The organism is Echinicola marina (assembly GCF_020463795.1).
GTDB classification, from domain to species: domain Bacteria; phylum Bacteroidota; class Bacteroidia; order Cytophagales; family Cyclobacteriaceae; genus Echinicola; species Echinicola marina.
The window spans coordinates 5,491,524-5,509,059 of the sequence record NZ_CP080025.1 but is presented as its reverse complement, the minus strand read 5'-3'; the positions used below and the strand labels follow the sequence as shown (position 1 = coordinate 5,509,059).

Annotated in this window: 10 protein-coding genes; all 10 read left to right on the top strand. The window is 44.3% G+C overall.

Annotated features, from left to right (window positions below):
• The first annotated feature begins 7 nt into the window (after positions 1-7).
• On the top strand, positions 8-1,387 hold the full coding sequence (locus KZP23_RS22350) for a family 43 glycosylhydrolase (RefSeq protein WP_226334013.1): 1,380 nt from the start codon (positions 8-10) through the stop codon (positions 1,385-1,387).
• Between the two features lie 278 nt (positions 1,388-1,665).
• Positions 1,666-4,149, top strand: a complete 2,484-nt coding sequence (locus KZP23_RS22345) for a glycoside hydrolase family 95 protein (protein WP_226334012.1) — start codon at positions 1,666-1,668, stop codon at positions 4,147-4,149.
• 43 nt (positions 4,150-4,192) lie between these two features.
• Complete coding sequence (locus KZP23_RS22340; RefSeq protein ID WP_226334011.1) at positions 4,193-5,158, top strand: glycoside hydrolase family 43 protein; 966 nt, start codon at positions 4,193-4,195, stop codon at positions 5,156-5,158.
• A 23-nt stretch (positions 5,159-5,181) separates the two neighbouring features.
• Positions 5,182-6,018 carry a sialate O-acetylesterase gene (locus tag KZP23_RS22335; protein WP_226336571.1) on the top strand — a complete coding sequence of 279 codons (837 nt, stop codon included), beginning with the start codon at positions 5,182-5,184 and terminating at the stop codon, positions 6,016-6,018.
• 13 nt (positions 6,019-6,031) lie between these two features.
• A complete protein-coding gene (locus tag KZP23_RS22330) occupies positions 6,032-7,951 on the top strand; it encodes an alpha/beta hydrolase-fold protein (RefSeq protein WP_226334010.1) in 1,920 nt (639 codons plus the stop codon).
• A gap of 105 nt (positions 7,952-8,056) precedes the next feature.
• The gene (locus KZP23_RS22325; protein WP_226334009.1) at positions 8,057-10,006 is read left to right on the top strand and encodes a glycoside hydrolase family 97 protein; all 1,950 of its coding nucleotides are present in this window, start codon (positions 8,057-8,059) and stop codon (positions 10,004-10,006) included.
• Positions 10,007-10,210: 204 nt separating this feature from the next.
• The gene (locus KZP23_RS22320; RefSeq protein WP_226334008.1) at positions 10,211-11,581 is read left to right on the top strand and encodes a glycoside hydrolase family 43 protein; all 1,371 of its coding nucleotides are present in this window, start codon (positions 10,211-10,213) and stop codon (positions 11,579-11,581) included.
• A 197-nt stretch (positions 11,582-11,778) separates the two neighbouring features.
• On the top strand, positions 11,779-13,521 hold the full coding sequence (locus KZP23_RS22315; RefSeq protein WP_226334007.1) for a glycoside hydrolase family 43 protein: 1,743 nt from the start codon (positions 11,779-11,781) through the stop codon (positions 13,519-13,521).
• Between the two features lie 243 nt (positions 13,522-13,764).
• Entirely contained in the window at positions 13,765-14,691 is a 927-nt protein-coding gene (locus tag KZP23_RS22310) for an alpha/beta hydrolase (protein WP_394370990.1), read from the top strand.
• 45 nt (positions 14,692-14,736) lie between these two features.
• Complete coding sequence (locus tag KZP23_RS22305) at positions 14,737-17,457, top strand: glycoside hydrolase family 3 protein (protein WP_226334005.1); 2,721 nt, start codon at positions 14,737-14,739, stop codon at positions 17,455-17,457.
• Positions 17,458-17,536 lie beyond the last annotated feature (79 nt).

The window sequence follows — 17,536 nt, the reverse complement described above, 5'->3', positions numbered from 1 at the left end:
TATTCAAATGCCTAAAATATCCTATAATAAAAACTACTCCATCCTAATTGCCCTTTTTGTCCTTTGGGCAGGAATTTCCAAGGCCCAGAATCCTTTGGTCAAGGACCAATTCACAGCGGATCCATCTGCCATGGTAGTAGGTGATAGGGTTTATGTTTATCCTTCACATGATGTTTATTGGGAGGAAAATAACGGTAGGGAAAATTGGTTCTGCATGCAGGATTATCATGTGTTTTCATCCGAAAACCTCACTGACTGGACCGATCACGGAGTTATCCTTCGTCAAGAGAATGTCCCTTGGGGAAATCCCACCGCCAACAGCATGTGGGCACCAGACTGTATTGAAAGCAATGGAAAATATTATTTCTATTTTCCTGACCATAGCAATGCATCCAGTGTGAATGGGGAAGGTTTTACCATTGGGGTGGCCGTGGCAGACCACCCGGAAGGTCCGTTTGTCCCCCAAGAAGAGCCGATAAAAGGAGTAAAGGGAATAGATCCGAATGTGTTCATTGATGATGATGGCCAGGCTTATCTCTATTGGTCTCAAGGCCATATTTATGGAGCAAAACTCAAGGAAAATATGCTTGAGCTGGCAGCTGAGCCTGTGATTTTACAAGAGCTTCCGAGCAAAGGCCTTAAAGAGGGACCTTATATGTTCAAAAGAAATGGTAACTATTACCTTACCTATCCTCATGTGGAAAATGAGACAGAAAGGCTCGAATATGCCATAGGAGAGAATCCTTTGGGGCCTTTTGAATTTAAAGGGGTGATTATGGATGAGTCCCCTACAGGCTGCTGGACCAACCATCATTCGATCATCAATTTTAAAGGACAGCATTATCTGTTTTACCATCATAATGATTATTCTCCTGATTTTGACAAAAATAGGTCTATAAGGGCGGATAGTTTGTTTTTTGAAGCAGATGGAAGTATTCGAAAGGTAGTGCCTAGCCTTCGGGGCATAGGATTGAGCAGTGCTTTTGAGAAAGTCCATCTGGATCGTTACAGTGAGCTCAGTGAAACTGGAGCTACTATTGCCTTTTTGGAAGAGTCAAATCCATTTCTAGGCTGGAAAACGATTTTGGGAAATCAGGAAGGCTGGGTCAAATTTGATGCGGTGGATTTTGGAAAGGGAGATGCCCGAAGTATGACCTGGAGGGTCAGGGCTCCCCAAGGTGGAAAAGTTCAAATCAGGCAAGTAAGCAAAGAGGGACAGTTAATCAGTGAGGTAGAGTTGGTGAAGAATGAAGAATGGCAATCCATCACGGTTCCGCTGGCTTATAGGCCTTTGGGGATTCAGGATTTGGTTTTGCAAGGAAGTGAAGCAGTAGAAGTGGATTGGGTAAGGTGGGAAAAGGCCAAAGAAGGACTGGGAAGTTTATAGAAGTGAACAGGACATAATGGATGCAAAATGTTTTTCAAGAGAGTATGCTTGTGATTGGATATTAGGTATTTGATAATTGTAATGTGTGACATTAATGTGTATTCGGAAAGATGTGCGAAAAAGAAATTTTAAACGGAAATCCAAAATTTGGCCTTTGGGAAAAACAAAAAGGTAGAACTGTTACTCGATCTGTTAAGCAGTTAACCAATTAACCCCGACTCGGGCATTGACCTACTTAAATTAAAATTGGGCCATATAACAGATAACCTAATATAACCATGAATAAACTAATAACCCTTTTATCAATTTTTAGTCTGCTTTGCTTGTCTTGTGGGACTTCCGAAAAGGTGGATCAAAGCATCGAAGTTTCGGATGATCATTTGCGGCTTTGGTACGATGAACCTGCGGAACAGTGGGTGGAAGCATTGCCGGTTGGGAATGGCCGTTTAGGAGCGATGGTATTTGGAGATCCAAATAAGGAAACCATTCAGCTCAATGAAAATACTTTATATGCTGGAAGGCCCTATCGAAATGACAAGCCCGAGGCCAAAGAAGCTTTGTCAGAAGCTAGGAAGCTGATTTTTGAAGGAAAGTATGACGAAGCCCAGGAACTTATCAACCAAAAGTTTTTTAGCGGTGTCTATGGTATGCCTTATCAAACATTGGGGAATTTGAGATTGAATTTTTATGGAGAGGAACCAACTTCCGAATATTCGAGAGAACTCGATTTAGAAAAGGCCATTGTAACTACCCGGTATGAAAAGGGAGGTGTAAACTATGAAACCAAAGTGCTGTCCTCTTTTCCTGATCAGGTGATTGTGGTACAAATAACAGCGGATAAAGCGGGTGCCCTCGAATTTTCAGCCACCATGGACCGCCCTGGGCAATTTGATCTGCGCACCAATGGCAATGAGGAATTGATCCTTACAGGAATTTCAAGTGATCATGAAGGCATCAAAGGAGGAGTAGAATTTGAATCACGGGTAAGGATCGTGACAGAGAATGGGAAAATGTCTGCTACAGATGACAATTTAGCAGTAACCGGTGCAGATAAGGCCACCTTGTATATTTCCATGGCCACAAATTTTGAGAACTACCAGGATATCAGTGGGGATGAGACTGAAAAAGCCAGTGCTTTTTTGGAAAAGGCCACCAATAAAGGCTTCGACGCTATATTAAATGATCATGTGGCTGATTATCAGCAATATTTTAAGCGGGTGAGCCTTGATTTAGGAGAGACTGATGCCGTGGATAAGCCCACAGATGACAGAATTGTTGAATTTTCACAGGGAAATGATCCGCAATTAGTGACCCTTTATTTTCAGTTTGGCCGTTATTTGTTGATTTCTTCCTCCCGTCCAGGAGGTCAACCGGCCAATTTACAGGGGATATGGGCAGATCAGCTCAAGCCTGCTTGGGATAGCAAGTATACGGTCAATATCAACACCGAGATGAATTACTGGCCTTCGGAGATCACCAACCTATCTGAGATGAATGAACCCTTGGTCCAAATGGTCAGAGAACTATCCGAAACAGGGAAGAAAACGGCTAGAGATATGTATGGAGCTTCAGGTTGGGTGATGCACCATAATACGGATATTTGGCGGATTACTGGACCGGTTGACGGGGCTTTTTGGGGACAGTGGCCCATGGGCGGTGCTTGGCTTTCCCAACATTTGTTTGACAAATATGAATACGCTGGTGACATAGCCTATCTGGAATCTGTTTATCCCATTCTCAAGGGGGCTGCTGAATTTTATTTGGATTTTTTGGTTGAGGAACCTGACAATGGTTGGTTGGTGGTAGCGCCTTCTGTGTCCCCAGAAAATGCACCTTATAGTGATCATGGGGCATCAGTTTCCGCAGGAACTACCATGGACAATCAACTGGTTTTTGATGTTTTTACCAAAACTGTACGTGCCGCAGAGGTGCTGGGAGTGGATGCTGAGATGAGGCAAAAGATTAACGAAAAACTGGAGCAACTTCCTCCAATGCAAATAGGAAGCTGGGGGCAACTTCAGGAATGGATGTATGATTGGGACAATCCCGAGGACAAGCACCGCCATGTTTCCCACTTGTATGGACTCTTTCCATCCAATCAGATTTCCCCTTACAGAAATCCGGAATTGTTCGAAGCAGCTAGAACTTCTCTGGTGGCCCGAGGTGATGAATCCACCGGTTGGTCCATGGGCTGGAAGGTCAACCTTTGGGCAAGGTTGCTGGACGGCAACCGAGCACTTAAACTGATCACGGACCAGTTGAGTCCGGCCATATTGCCGGACGGAAAACACAAAGGAGGCACCTATCCAAATTTGTTTGATGCACATCCCCCTTTCCAGATCGATGGTAACTTTGGCTGCTCGTCCGGAATTGCGGAAATGTTGCTGCAGAGCCATGATGGAGCTATCCATATTTTGCCTGCTTTGCCCGATGCCTGGCAGGAAGGTAAAGTCAGCGGGCTAAGAGCCAGAGGGGGCTTTGAATTGGCAATAGAATGGAAGAAAAACCAGCCAAAGAAAATTGTTATAAAATCCACTCTAGGTGGGAACTGTAGAATTCGCTCTCATTATCCGCTTTCTGGAGATGGACTCTCGGAAGCAGAGGGAGAGAATGCTAATCCATTTTACCAAGAACCGAACACCAAGAAACCCTTGATCGCAGGAGGTGCTGAGCTAAACGGGCTGTCACTGAAGAAGATATATGAATATGATCTGGCGACATCTTTAGGTGAAGTATATGAAATAGTCCAAGATGAAAAATGAATTAATTCTTAAAGAAAGCATATTGATCAATTAACCAATAACCATGATTACTAAGAAAATAATATTGTTGGCAATGTTTATCGCTTTTATTGGAAGCAAAGAGCTTTTTGCCCAAAATCCCATTATCACTGATGTATTTACAGCAGATCCGGCACCTATAGTTCATGATGGTAAAGTTTATCTCTATACCAGCCATGATACAGCAAGTGTAGATGCCACCAACTACCAAATGAAAGATTGGTTGGTCTTTTCCTCTACAGATATGGTGAACTGGACCAACCATGGAGCACAGCTTTCCCCAAAATCATTTTCATGGGCTACAGGGGATGCTTATGCAGCGCATTGTATAGAAAGGGATGGTAAGTTTTACTGGTATGTATCCACTTTTCATAAAAAGGATGAAAACAGCAATGGTGGTGCAGCCATTGGAGTAGCTGTTTCTGATAGTCCTACCGGGCCATTTAAGGATGCTTTAGGAAAGGCTTTGATTGTTAATGAAATGACCACGGATAATGAGCATGGTTGGGATGATATTGACCCGGCTGTTTTTATAGATGATGATGGCCAGGCATATCTCTACTGGGGCAATGGCAGCTGTAAATGGGCTAAGCTAAAAGATAATATGGTTGAATTGGACGGTCCTATACATCACTTTAAGCCTAAGCATTTTATAGAAGGGCCTTGGGTGTACAAACGGCAGGACCTTTACTACCTGGTATATGCCAGTGCAGGTACCCAACCAGAAATGATAGAATACTGTACAGCATCAAGTCCTGAAGGGCCTTGGACCTATCAAGGGATAATCATGGAAAATGTTCCCAATTGCTTTACTGTTCATCCAGGTATAGTCACTTATAAAGGAAAAGATTATTTCTTTTATCATAATGGGGAGCTACCTACGGGAGGAAGTTATCGCCGGTCGATCTGTGTGGACTATATGCATTATAATGAAGATGGCACCATCCAAAAAATCAATCAGACCCAAAAAGGAGTGTTGTCAGTGAAATAATCCTTTACCACTAAACTATGAATATGAAATTATTATTGAAATGGATTTCTCTATCATTCGTCATTTTGTGCTTTGGAATTTCAGCTCAAGCGCAAGATAAGAGTTTTTACATTTTTCTGGCTTTTGGCCAGTCCAATATGGAAGGAGCTGCAAAGTTTGAGGAACAGGATATGGACGTGGACCCGAGATTTCAGGTGCTACAGTCTATCGATTGTCCTGACCTGAATAGAGAAAAGGGAAATTGGTATCCTGCTGTGCCACCCTTGACCAGATGTCATACAGGGCTTACACCTGTGGATTATTTTGGTAGGACTCTGGTGGAAAATCTTCCTGACAGTATTCGGGTAGGGGTGATCAATGTGTCTGTGGGAGGGTGTAGAATAGAGCTTTTTGAAAAGGACAATTATCAATCCTATGTGGAAACAGCTCCGGATTGGCTTAAAAACATGGTCAAGGAATATGACGGAAACCCTTACCACCATTTGGTAGAACTGGCAAAAACTGCCCAAAATGATGGGGTCGTCAAGGGAATACTACTGCATCAAGGGGAGTCCAATACAGGGGATAAAGACTGGCCACAAAAAGTAAAAGGAGTATATCAAAATCTACTGGCAGACTTGGGCTTAGCTTCAGAAGAAGTTCCTTTATTGGCTGGTGAAATGGTCAGCGCAGCGCAAGGGGGAAAATGCGCCAGTATGAATGCCATCATTGCTACTTTACCTGAAGTGATCCCCAATGCACATGTAATTTCATCTGAAGATTGTGAGGCCGTTTCCGATGGGCTACATTTTTCAGCAGCAGGATACAGGGAACTGGGTAGACGATATGGAGCACAAATGCTTTCGATTATTGGCAATTAACTTTTAAAAAATTATGAAAAAAATAACCTACTTATTGATTTTACTTGTTGGGACCGTTGCTACAAGCTTTGGTCAGCAAATAGAAAAAGAAGCTCCAGAGGGTTTTGACCAAGTGCAAAGTGGAATTGCACATGGAAAGTTAGATACGGTGGAGTATCAATCAAAAACCGTGGGCACAAAGCGCAAAGCAGTTGTTTATACCCCACCGAACTTTAATAAGAATAAAAAATATCCCGTATTGTATCTGCTGCATGGAATAGGCGGAGATGAAACAGAGTGGTTACGCGGTGGACAGCCTCAAGTGATCATGGATAATCTCTATGCAGCAGGAAAGGCCGAACCCATGATCATCGTCATGCCCAATGGCCGGGCGATGAAGGATGACCGGGCTACCGGAAATATCATGGCCAAAGATAAAGTGGAGGCCTTTTCCACCTTTGAGAAAGACCTGCTTCATGACCTGATACCTTTTGTTGAAAATAATTATCCCGTGTTGGCGGACAGGGAACACAGGGCTATTTCAGGCTTGTCCATGGGTGGTGGCCAAACCCTGAATTTCGGCTTGGGAAATTTAGACCAATTCGCTTGGATAGGCAGTTATTCTGCAGCACCCAACACCAAAAGTCCTGAAATGCTCGTTCCTGATCCAGCCTATGCCAAGGATAAATTAAAGTTGCTTTGGATCTCTTGTGGAGATCAAGATGGCCTTTTGGGTTTCAGTCAGCGCACCCATGATTACTTGGTCAAAAATGATGTTCCCCATATTTATTATTTAGAGGAAGGTGGCCATGATTTTAAGGTATGGAAAAATGGACTATACATGTTCTCCAAAATGCTTTTTAAGCCGGTTGACACATCCAAATTTAACCAATATAGTCCTTTAGGAATTCCAGCTTCTACAAATATCAGGGGAGCCAAATATCCACAAATTATGCCTGATGGAAGTGCTAAGTTCAAGTTAAGGGCGCCATCTGCCGATAATATTCAGCTTGACCTAAGAAAGAAATATCCTATGACCAAAAATAATGAAGGTGAATGGGAGGTGACCACAGAGCCTTTGGGAGAGGGGTTCCATTATTATTCCCTGTTGATTGATGGAAAGGCTGTGGCTGATCCCGCAAGCGAGACATTTTTTGGTATGGGAAGAATGGCCAGCGGAATTGAAGTGCCTTTCGATGGAGATGATTATTACGCAGTGAAAAATGTTCCTCACGGCGAGATCCGACAGGTCAGGTACTATTCATCACAATTGAGATCCTGGAGGAGATTTTTCCTCTATACGCCCCCAGGATATGATATGGACACGGACCGTGAGTACCCAGTACTCTATATCCTACACGGAGGAGGTGAGGATGAAAGGGGCTGGGCACAGCAGGGGAAGACCGATTTGATCCTAGATAATCTTATTGCTGAAGGGAAGGCCCAACCTATGCTGGTGGTGATGCCCGATGGAAATATGCCAATAGCAGCTTTTGAGGAAAGAGGACTGCAAATGTTCGAAGACGAATTAAAGAATGAGATCATTCCTCATGTGGAAAAGCATTACAGAACGCTAAATGGCCCGGAAAACAGGGCCTTGGCAGGACTTTCAATGGGAGGCATTCAGACGCTTTATGCGGGAATCAATAATACAGACCTGTTTTCCCACTTAGGTGTATTCAGTTCAGGATGGATCTCTCAGCGTCAAGGCAGCGTTGCCGAGGGGCAGTACGCTTTTATGAGTGAAAATGCAGAAAAGATCAATAATGACCTAAGCCTTTTTTGGATTTCCATGGGAGGAGAAGAAGATATCGCCCACAATAATTGTGAGAAAATGCTTGGGGAGTTTGATAAGATGGGGATAGACTATGAGTATAGCGAGTATCCCGGAGGACATACCTGGCCCGTATGGAGGCATGATCTCCACAGTTTTGCTCCTTTGTTATTTCAATAAATGCCTAAGCAATAATGGAGTACTATTAAAACCTGACAGGTTTTTCCTTGCTCTCAAATACAAAAAGTAAGATTGTTGACTCCCTAATAATTCAAAAGTCCAAAAATGAAAATTATTTCTTTTACACTATTATACCTTTTCTGCTTGTTGTTTACTGCGGAAGCTAATGCACAAAATGCCAAGTCCGTTTCCAGTCCTGACGGCCACCTCGAAGTCAGGGTGTCTATAAGCAATGGTAAGGCCCAATATGCGGTTCACTATCAGGATAAGGTAATGCTGGAGAACTCTCCTTTGGGGCTTGTGACCAATGAGGGTGACTTTACCTCCAATATGAGTTTTGTGGATGCTTCCACTGGGAAAATCGACAAGTCCTACACCCAGGATAAGATCAAGACTTCCTCTGTACAGTATCAGTCCAACACCTTGACTTACACGGCCAAGAATGAGGAAGGAAAGCAAATTACTTTTCACTTTCAGGTGAGCGATCATGATATCGCATTTCGCTATGAATTGCCCAAATGGGGGGATACCAGGGCAACAGTAGTGGAGCGGGAATTGACAGGGTTTCGCTTCCCATTAGCCACTACTACCGCTTTTCTCTCTTCGATGATGAAGCCCATGACAGGTTTTGCACGGACCGCACCCAGTTATGAAAGTGGTTATGTGACAGATGCGGCTTTGGAAAGCACTACGGCGGAATTTGGCTATGTTTTTCCGGGTCTTTTCAAAGTGGGGGAAGATGGATGGGTACTGCTATCCGAAACAGGTGTAGGAAGTAATTATAACGGAGCACACTTAAGTAGCTTTCAAGATGGAATGTACACTGTGGAATATCCTCAAATGGAACAAAATAATGGCTTTGGGAGCACAGGCGCACAAATAGGCCTTCCTGGTTTTACACCATGGCGTACCATTACAGTTGGGAAAACGCTCAAGCCAATAGTGGAAACCACCATTCCTTTTGATGTGGTGGAGCCGCTATATGAGGCCTCCCAAGCTTACCAATATGGAAAAGGAACCTGGAGTTGGATCGTATGGCAGGACAACAGTATGAATTATGAAGATCAGGTGAAGTATATCGATTTGGCTGCAGCCATGGAATTTGAATACATCCTGATCGATGCCTGGTGGGATGAAAGGATTGGCTATCAAAAGATGGAAGAGCTGATCCAGTATGCCAATTCGAAAAATGTGGATGTATTTCTTTGGTACAATTCCAACGGTACGGCCAATGATGCTTTCCAGACTCCATTGAACAAAATGAACACCTCCATTGCCAGAAAGAAGGAAATGAAATGGCTGAAGGAAGCAGGGGTGAAAGGATTGAAAGTGGACTTTTTCGGTGGGGACAAGCAGGAGACCATGCGGCTATACGAAGATATCTTGGTGGATGCCAATGACCATGGATTAATGGTGATTTTCCATGGAACCACACTTCCTAGAGGCTGGGAGAGAATGTATCCCAATTTTGTGGGAAGTGAAGCTGTCCTAGCTTCGGAAATGCTCATATTTTCCCAAGGTGTCCGAGAGAATGAAGCGTTTTATGCCTCCTTGCATCCCTTTATTAGAAACGCTGTGGGCAGCATGGAGTTTGGAGGGGTCTTGCTCAATAAATTCCTTAACAGGGGAAATGAACGAGGTCAAGAGCGCTTGACCACGGATAGCTTCCAATTGGCCACCGGGGTACTTTTCCAAAATCCTGTTCAGATGTTTGGTTTGACTCCTAATAACTTAACTGATGTACCGGAATTTGAACTGGAGTTTTTAAGGAAACTGCCCACTACTTGGGACGAAACGGTCTTTATTGATGGATATCCGGGCAAATACAGTGTCTTGGCCCGAAGAAGTGGGAAGCAATGGTATATCGCAGGCGTAAATGCTGAAAATGCTGCCAAGACATTGAAAATCAATCTTCCTATGCTCAAAGGACAGGAAGTCTCCTTGTACAATGACGATAAAGAAAGACAGCCCACACTCCAAACTGTGAAAGTTGGGAAAAATGGGGAACTGACCGTTACGGTTCAGCCGAGGGGAGGCTTTGTGATAACTCAATAAATTGAACAACACCTGGATAAATGATGAAATCTAGCATATTCCCCCAATGGAAAATGGTATAGATCTGCCAGGTTTGTATTTACCCATTAAACAAACCTGGCAGGTCTGCAACGCTCGGACATCCAATAGGCATCGGTCATCTGAGATAACAAATTCGTGACAATAACTAAGTATCTCATTTGTAGAACAGAAAAAAATAGACAGATGAAATTTCTTTTCAGACTACTTATAATATCCGTGCTTATTTCAGGTACGGGTATTCTACAAACAAAAGCACAAAACCCTATCATTCAGACCTCCTATACTGCGGATCCCGCGCCTATGGTGTACCATGATAAGGTCTATTTATACACCTCCCATGATGAGGATAATTCAACCTGGTTTACCATGAATGACTGGAGACTGTACACAAGCGAAGATATGGTCAACTGGACAGATCATGGGGCAGTTTTGTCTTATAAGGAATTTAGTTGGGGCAAGATGAATGCTTGGGCACCTCAGTGTATAGAACGGAATGGGAAATTCTATATGTATGTGCCGATAACTGATAGAAACAATAAAAACGGCATTGGTGTAGCGGTAGCTGACAGCCCTTATGGCCCTTTCATTGATCCATTGGGCAAACCTTTGATCAGTAATAGTATGGCGGATATTGACCCGACTGTTTTTGTGGATGATGATGGTCAGGCTTACTTGATGTGGGGAAACCCGGTATGTTATTATGTGAAACTAAATGAGGATATGATCACCTATGATGGAGAAATTGAACAGTTTCCCAATACGGTAGCAGCTTTTGGCAAGCGGGAAGGCAAAGAGGATCCACGACGTCCCACAACCTATGAGGAAGGCCCTTGGTTGTATAAAAGAAATGACCTGTATTACCTGCTCTTTGCGGCGGGTCCATTACCTGAACATATTGGCTATTCAACCAGTAGCAGTCCGATTGGCCCGTGGAAATACCAAGGCGTATTGATGCCCACCGAAGGCAGGAGCTTTACCAATCATCCAGGAATAGTGGATTTCAAGGGGAAAACCTATTTGTTCTATCATAATGGTGCCTTGCCCGGAGGAGGTGGATTTACCCGATCCGTCTGTGTCGATGAGGTGAAGTTCAAAGAAGACGGGACCATTGTTCCCATGACAATGACAGCAGGAATCACCAAGAGTTTGGGAACAATCAATCCTTATATCAAAAATGAAGCGGAGACCATTGCTTGGTCTGAAGGGGTAAAAGCCAATAAGAATGAGGTAGTGGGAAATTTTATAATAGCCACTAAGAACGAGGCCTATACCCAAGTAAAGCAAGTGGATTTTCGTGATAAGGGGCCAGCTGAATTTACGGCAAGGGTAGGGACTGTCCACAATGGCAATGTAAGCATGGAGATCAGGCTAGATAGTTTGGACGGGGAGCTATTGGGTACGGTCAATGTGCCGCTAACAGGCGGAGATGACAGGTGGTCTTTGGTGTCTACCAAAGTAAAACAGGTGGAGGGTGTCCATGACCTGTATTTTGTTTTCAAAGGAAAAGCACCCAATAATATCCTGTATTTCGACTATTGGAAGTTTTCGGATTGAGGCATTGCCGGATGGCAGGTGTAATGGAACTGAAGACCACAGTCCTAAGCAAGGACATAGACCTGCCAGGTTTGTTTAACGAGTATCTACAAACCTGGCAGGTCTACAACGAGAGCTTGAGTGAGCGGGCAACTTAGCATGTGACCAGAGACCTATTTAAATGAAAAAATAGCAACGTAAACATTTTATAAAGAGCAATGAAAAAGCAATTAACAAGTATTTTAGCGGTTTTGATGACTGTTTTCTCCTTGACCGGAGCTTATTGCCAAAAGAAACCAAACAATGTCCCCGTATTTTCGAAGGCAGTCTATGAAGGGAATGACGAGGTCTATAAAAATAACCCTTTAGCAGAGGATGAATTTTATAACCCGATTCTTCAAGGATGTTATCCTGATCCGGCCATTACCAGAAAAGGTGATGATTATTATATGGTAGTATCCTCTTTCGCTATGTTCCCGGGGGTACCGATTTTCCATTCCAATGATTTGGTGAACTGGACTCAGATCGGTCATGTGCTGGACAGAACCTCTCAGCTAGATGTGCATGATACAGGAATCAGTGCAGGAGTGTACGCTCCGGATATCCGTTATAATCCGCACAACGATACTTTCTATATGATAACCACTGCATTTGCAGGAGGTTTGGGGAATTTTGTGGTCAAAACCAAAGACCCCATGAAGGGCTGGAGTGAACCCTATAAGTTGAACTTTCAGGGGATTGACCCCGCCATATTCTTTGATGAGGACGGGAAGGCCTATGTGGTGCACAATGATGCACCAGCGCAGGGGAAGGAATTGTATAATGGTCACCGCGTGATTAAGGTTTGGGAATATGATCTTGAGAAGGATCAGGTTATTGCCGGAACAGATAAAGTGATTGTCAATGGGGGAGTGGACCTGTCCCAAAAACCAATTTGGATTGAAGCTCCACATATCTATAAGAAGGATGGCAAGTATTATTTGATGTGTGCTGAAGGTGGTACCGGAGGATGGCACAGTGAAGTGGTCTTTGTGAGCGATGATCCAAAAGGACCTTATATCCCGGCGCCAAGTAATCCGATTCTTAGCCAACGGTATTTATCCCAGAACAGACAAAATAAAGTAGACTGGGCGGGTCATGCTGACTTGGTATTGGGACCGGATGATAAGTATTATGGCGTTTTCTTGGGTATTCGTCCTAATGAAAAGAATCGGGTAAATACAGGCAGGGAAACCTTTATCCTACCAGTGGATTGGTCAGGAGAGTTTCCGGTTTTCGAAAATGGTTTGGTACCGATGGAGCCCAAACTGAAAATGCCCGAAGGCGTGGAGAACAAAACAGGACAGGAAGGGTTCTTTCCAAATGGTAACTTCACTTTTACAGAGGATTTTACTTCAGAGAAATTGGATTACCGTTGGATAGGCCTAAGGGGACCAAGGGAAGCATTTATTTCCAAAACTAAAGGCGGTTTGCAGATCAAACCTTTTGACACCAATATCAAAGAGGTCAAACCTACTTCCACGCTCTTTCACAGGCAGCAGCACAAAAACTTTTCTTTTACTACTACCATGGCATACCAGCCCCAGTCAGAAAAAGACTTGGCAGGTTTGACCAGTGTGCAAAGTGAAGCCTTCAATTATGTGTTTGGAGTTACCAAATCCGGAAAGAAAAATGTACTGGTACTGCAGCGAACTGAAGCACAGGGCAGAGGAAGAGACCGCGAGGTGAAGTCTGAAATCTTGGCGAGTACGGAGATTGACCTCAAGAATCCTGTGTCATTAAGAATAAGTGCTAAAGGAGATGAATTTCAGTTCAGCTATTCCACCAACGGAACTGATTTCCAAAATCTGGGAGGTACAGTGTCCGGCGATATCCTTTCCACGAATGTAGCTGGTGGCTTTACGGGCAATTTAATCGGTCTTTATGCTACGAAAGCCAATGATGCCTATCCAACGGAGTAGACAGATTTAAAAATCCATTAACACCAAAGCATGAAATACCTTTTTAAACCACCAACCAAAAGAGGTGGGGACTTTATGTCCTCACTTCTTTATTGACAGGATCCTGTTTGGAACATACCGAAGAATTAGGTCAAGTAGCTTAGTTCGAATGGTACTTGGAGGACCGTGGCTTGTATGAGGTCATGGCTAATGATATAATCGATTAATTTTAACCTATTTAATAACCTTATTATGTTTTATGTGATGAAAAACCTCACCAAAACCGTTTTTGCAATTGCCTTGCTCTTTAGCATCAAGCCTACCATGGCGCAGGATGGGACCATGTATCCAATTGACAAGCCTGAGGAACCCAATGCCATCCCACTGGGTACAGGAGGTGTGGAAGGTCAACCTGCTCCCGAGAGCTGGTTCCGTCAATGGGGTGATCCAATGGCCAGAAATATCAGTACTGCCACCCTGACCCCTTTTTTTCCAGAACCCGGTAAGGCCAACGGCACGACGGTGATCGTAGCGCCCGGAGGTGGGTTTAGATGGCTTTCAATGGGCAACGAAGGCTGGGAAGTGGCCAAAGCACTAGCTGAGCAGGGAATCACGGCATTTGTACTCAAATACAGGCTGCATCCGACGCCAGAATCTTTGGAAGATTTCAGTAATTCCATGAACAGGACCTTTGACGAAGCAGCAAAAGGGACACAAAATGGAGAAGCCACACCGCGACCTCGCAGGAACCTGTCCGATCAACTGGAGGATGCAGAAGCCGCCTATGCCATGATTGTTGAGCGTGCCGAAGAATGGGGAGTGGATATAGACAGGATAGGCATGATTGGCTTTTCGGCAGGTGCCGGACTTACTATGCACTGCACACTCAACTCAGAGACCATGGATTTGGCCTTTATCGGTCCGGTCTATGGCGGTATGGGAGAAGTGGAGGTACCAAAGGATGCACCGCCTATGTTCAATGTAATTGCCAGTGATGATTTTCTTTTTCATGGACAATTTGGTGTGATCCGCTCTTGGTACGAAGCGGATATACCAGTAGAGTTTCACCTTTACCAAAATGGAGGTCATGGTTTCGGTCTGGGAAACCCCGATCGCACCAGCAACAGTTGGTTTGAGGCTTTTATGCACTGGTTGGAGGTGAATGACTTTCTGAAGGGGGACGACAAGTGAGAAAGTGGAGCTAGAAGTAAATGATTTCATCAAAATGACCTTATCATGAATATGAAAACTAAAGAGGAACCACTTATACACAAATTAGGATTTAGTCATAGTACTATGGGGTTAAAATATTGGGGTTTAGGCTTCCTATTTTACTTTATGGTCGGAAACATGGCTATCCAGGCCCAGGAAGGTAACCTTGATTTTTCCTTTTTGGACACGGATAAAAACTTCGAAGAGCGGGTGGATATTCTGGTGGATCAAATGACTTTGGAGGAGAAGGTAAGTCAAATGATGAATGCCTCTCCGGCCATATCCCGTCTAAAGGTGCCTGAATACAATTGGTGGAACGAATGTTTACACGGCGTAGCCAGGGCAGGCTATGCCACCGTTTTTCCCCAGTCCATTTCCGTTGCGGCTTCTTTTGATAAAGGCCTTATGAAGGAAATCGGTACAGTGATTTCCGATGAGGCCAGGGCCAAGCACCATGAGTTTATCAGGAATGGAAAAAGGGGGATTTATACCGGACTGGATTTTTGGTCACCAAATATCAATATATTTCGGGACCCACGATGGGGAAGGGGCCATGAAACTTACGGCGAAGATCCTTATCTCACCGGAGAGCTGGCTTCCCAATTTATAGAGGGCTTGCAAGAGTATGATGGAAAATACCTGAAGACCATTGCGACTTCCAAACACTTTGCGGTCCATTCCGGTCCGGAGCCACTTCGACATTCTTTCGATGTGGATGTGAGTGATAGGGACTTGTATGAAACCTATCTTCCGGCATTCCGCAAAACGGTCAAAGAGGCAAAGGTGTATTCTATCATGGGGGCGTACAATAGATTTAGGGGTGAATCGTGCAGTGGCCATGACTTTTTATTAAATCAAGTGCTGAGGGAGCAGTGGGGCTTTGAAGGTTATGTGGTTTCGGACTGTGGCGCGATCCAAGATATTCATACAGGCCATAAGATTGCCTCGACAGCAGCGGAAGCTGCGGCAATTGGGGTTTCTGGTGGTTGTGACTTGAATTGTGGGAATTATTATGCCCACTTGACGGAAGCGGTAGAAGAGGGACTGGTAAGCGAGGAAGAGATTGATGTTGCTGTAAAGCGACTGTTTTTGGCCAGGTTCAAATTGGGAATGTTTGATCCAGAGGAAGCGGTTTCCTTTGCCCAGATACCTTTTGGTATTGTCTGTTCTGAAGCGCATAATACCTTGGCAAGACAGGCAGCCCAAAAAAGCATGGTACTGCTGAAAAATAAGGATGATTTACTGCCCCTTTCGGTAGATCAAGTCAAAAAAATAGCGATAATAGGCCCCAATGCAGATAATGTAGAATCGCTTTTGGGTAACTATCATGGCATACCCAAAAAGCCGGTTACTTTTCTGGAGGGAATAAAGCACAAAGTGGGACCAAAGGCGGAGGTTTTGTATTCAGAAGGCGTACATTCTGCGGAAGGGTTTTATAACCTGAAGCCTGTACCTTCTGCTTATTTTCAAACCGATGATGGACGTCAAGGGCTTAAAGCGTCTTATTATAATAACCTAAACTGGGAAGGTGAGCCGGTCTTGGAGCGGATAGATGACCAAATTGATTTTTCCTGGGAGCACCAGCCCATTTCCAAAGAGCTGATCGACAACTTTTCCGTAAAATGGGAGGGTTATTTGGTTCCTCCGGCAAATGGACGTTATGAATTCGGTGTGTTTTCAAAAAGAGGTATGAAAATACGTATTGACGGGAAAGAAATATCCAATGGAGCTGGTACCATCCACCGGGGAAGGTATGCCACCGATATTGTTTCCTTGGAAGCAGGGAAAAGGTATAAAGTTGAAGTGACTTTCTTTAGTGATGAGACCAATGCCATTGCCCAAATGCTGTGGGCAAGGCCGGATGTAAGCAAGATAGATGAGGCGGTTGCACTGGCCCAAAGTGCGGACTTGGCCGTGGTGGTGCTGGGATTGTCCCAAAGGCTGGAAGGGGAAAGCATGGATGTGGTCACTCCGGGATTTGATGGCGGAGACCGTACCGCGATCACTTTGCCGGCACAGCAGGAAGCTTTGCTCAAGGCCGTTAAGGCTACGGGAAAACCGGTGATTTTGGTGCTGAATGCAGGAAGTGCCATGGCCATCAACTGGGCCAAGGAAAATGTGGATGCCATCATCAGTGCTGGTTATCCGGGAGAAGAAGGTGGTAATGCACTTGCAGATGTGGTCTTTGGAGACTATAATCCTGCGGGGAGGTTGCCAATCACCTACTACCAATCGGTGGAGGATTTGCCACCATTTGAAGATTATGATATGAAAGGAAGGACCTACCGTTATTTTGAAGGTACTCCGCTTTATCCATTTGGCTATGGACTCAGTTATACCCATTTTGAATATACTGAGCTGACAATTCCTGCTCAGGTAAAAGCTGGAGAAGCTGTATCCTTAAGTGTGAAAGTGACCAATTCGGGGGATAGGGCAGGTGATGAGGTGGTTCAGTTATACCTGACAGACCAAGAAGCTTCTACTTTGCGGCCAATTCGGCAATTGGAAGCTTTTGAACGGATACACCTGAAACCTGGAGAAAGTAAAGAAGTGCGTTTTACCTTATCCCCCAGACAGCTTTCCATGATCAATGCCCAATCCAAAAGGGTCATTGAAGAAGGACGTTTTACGGTGCATGTGGGTGGAAAGCAGCCAGGCTTTGAGGGTGATTTGGATGCAGAAACTACCATGGTGGTGGAAGGAGAATTTCAGGTCAAGGGAAGTCAGGAGCTAGTTGATCTTTAAGAGCAAAATAATTGTGATTTTAGCAGTAAGTAATGTGAAACGATCACTTATTGTTAAATTTAAACCATTGTCCTATTAG

Bases quoted from the DNA above. Each gene is read 5' to 3' on its own strand.
- KZP23_RS22350 (WP_226334013.1), top strand. From the start codon at position 8: ATGCCTAAAATATCCTATAATAAAAACTACTCCATCCTAATTGCCCTT.
- KZP23_RS22345 (WP_226334012.1), top strand. From the start codon at position 1,666: ATGAATAAACTAATAACCCTTTTATCAATTTTTAGTCTGCTTTGCTTG.
- KZP23_RS22340 (WP_226334011.1), top strand. From the start codon at position 4,193: ATGATTACTAAGAAAATAATATTGTTGGCAATGTTTATCGCTTTTATT.
- KZP23_RS22335 (WP_226336571.1), top strand. From the start codon at position 5,182: ATGAAATTATTATTGAAATGGATTTCTCTATCATTCGTCATTTTGTGC.
- KZP23_RS22330 (WP_226334010.1), top strand. From the start codon at position 6,032: ATGAAAAAAATAACCTACTTATTGATTTTACTTGTTGGGACCGTTGCT.
- KZP23_RS22325 (WP_226334009.1), top strand. From the start codon at position 8,057: ATGAAAATTATTTCTTTTACACTATTATACCTTTTCTGCTTGTTGTTT.
- KZP23_RS22320 (WP_226334008.1), top strand. From the start codon at position 10,211: ATGAAATTTCTTTTCAGACTACTTATAATATCCGTGCTTATTTCAGGT.
- KZP23_RS22315 (WP_226334007.1), top strand. From the start codon at position 11,779: ATGAAAAAGCAATTAACAAGTATTTTAGCGGTTTTGATGACTGTTTTC.
- KZP23_RS22310 (WP_394370990.1), top strand. From the start codon at position 13,765: ATGAAAAACCTCACCAAAACCGTTTTTGCAATTGCCTTGCTCTTTAGC.
- KZP23_RS22305 (WP_226334005.1), top strand. From the start codon at position 14,737: ATGAATATGAAAACTAAAGAGGAACCACTTATACACAAATTAGGATTT.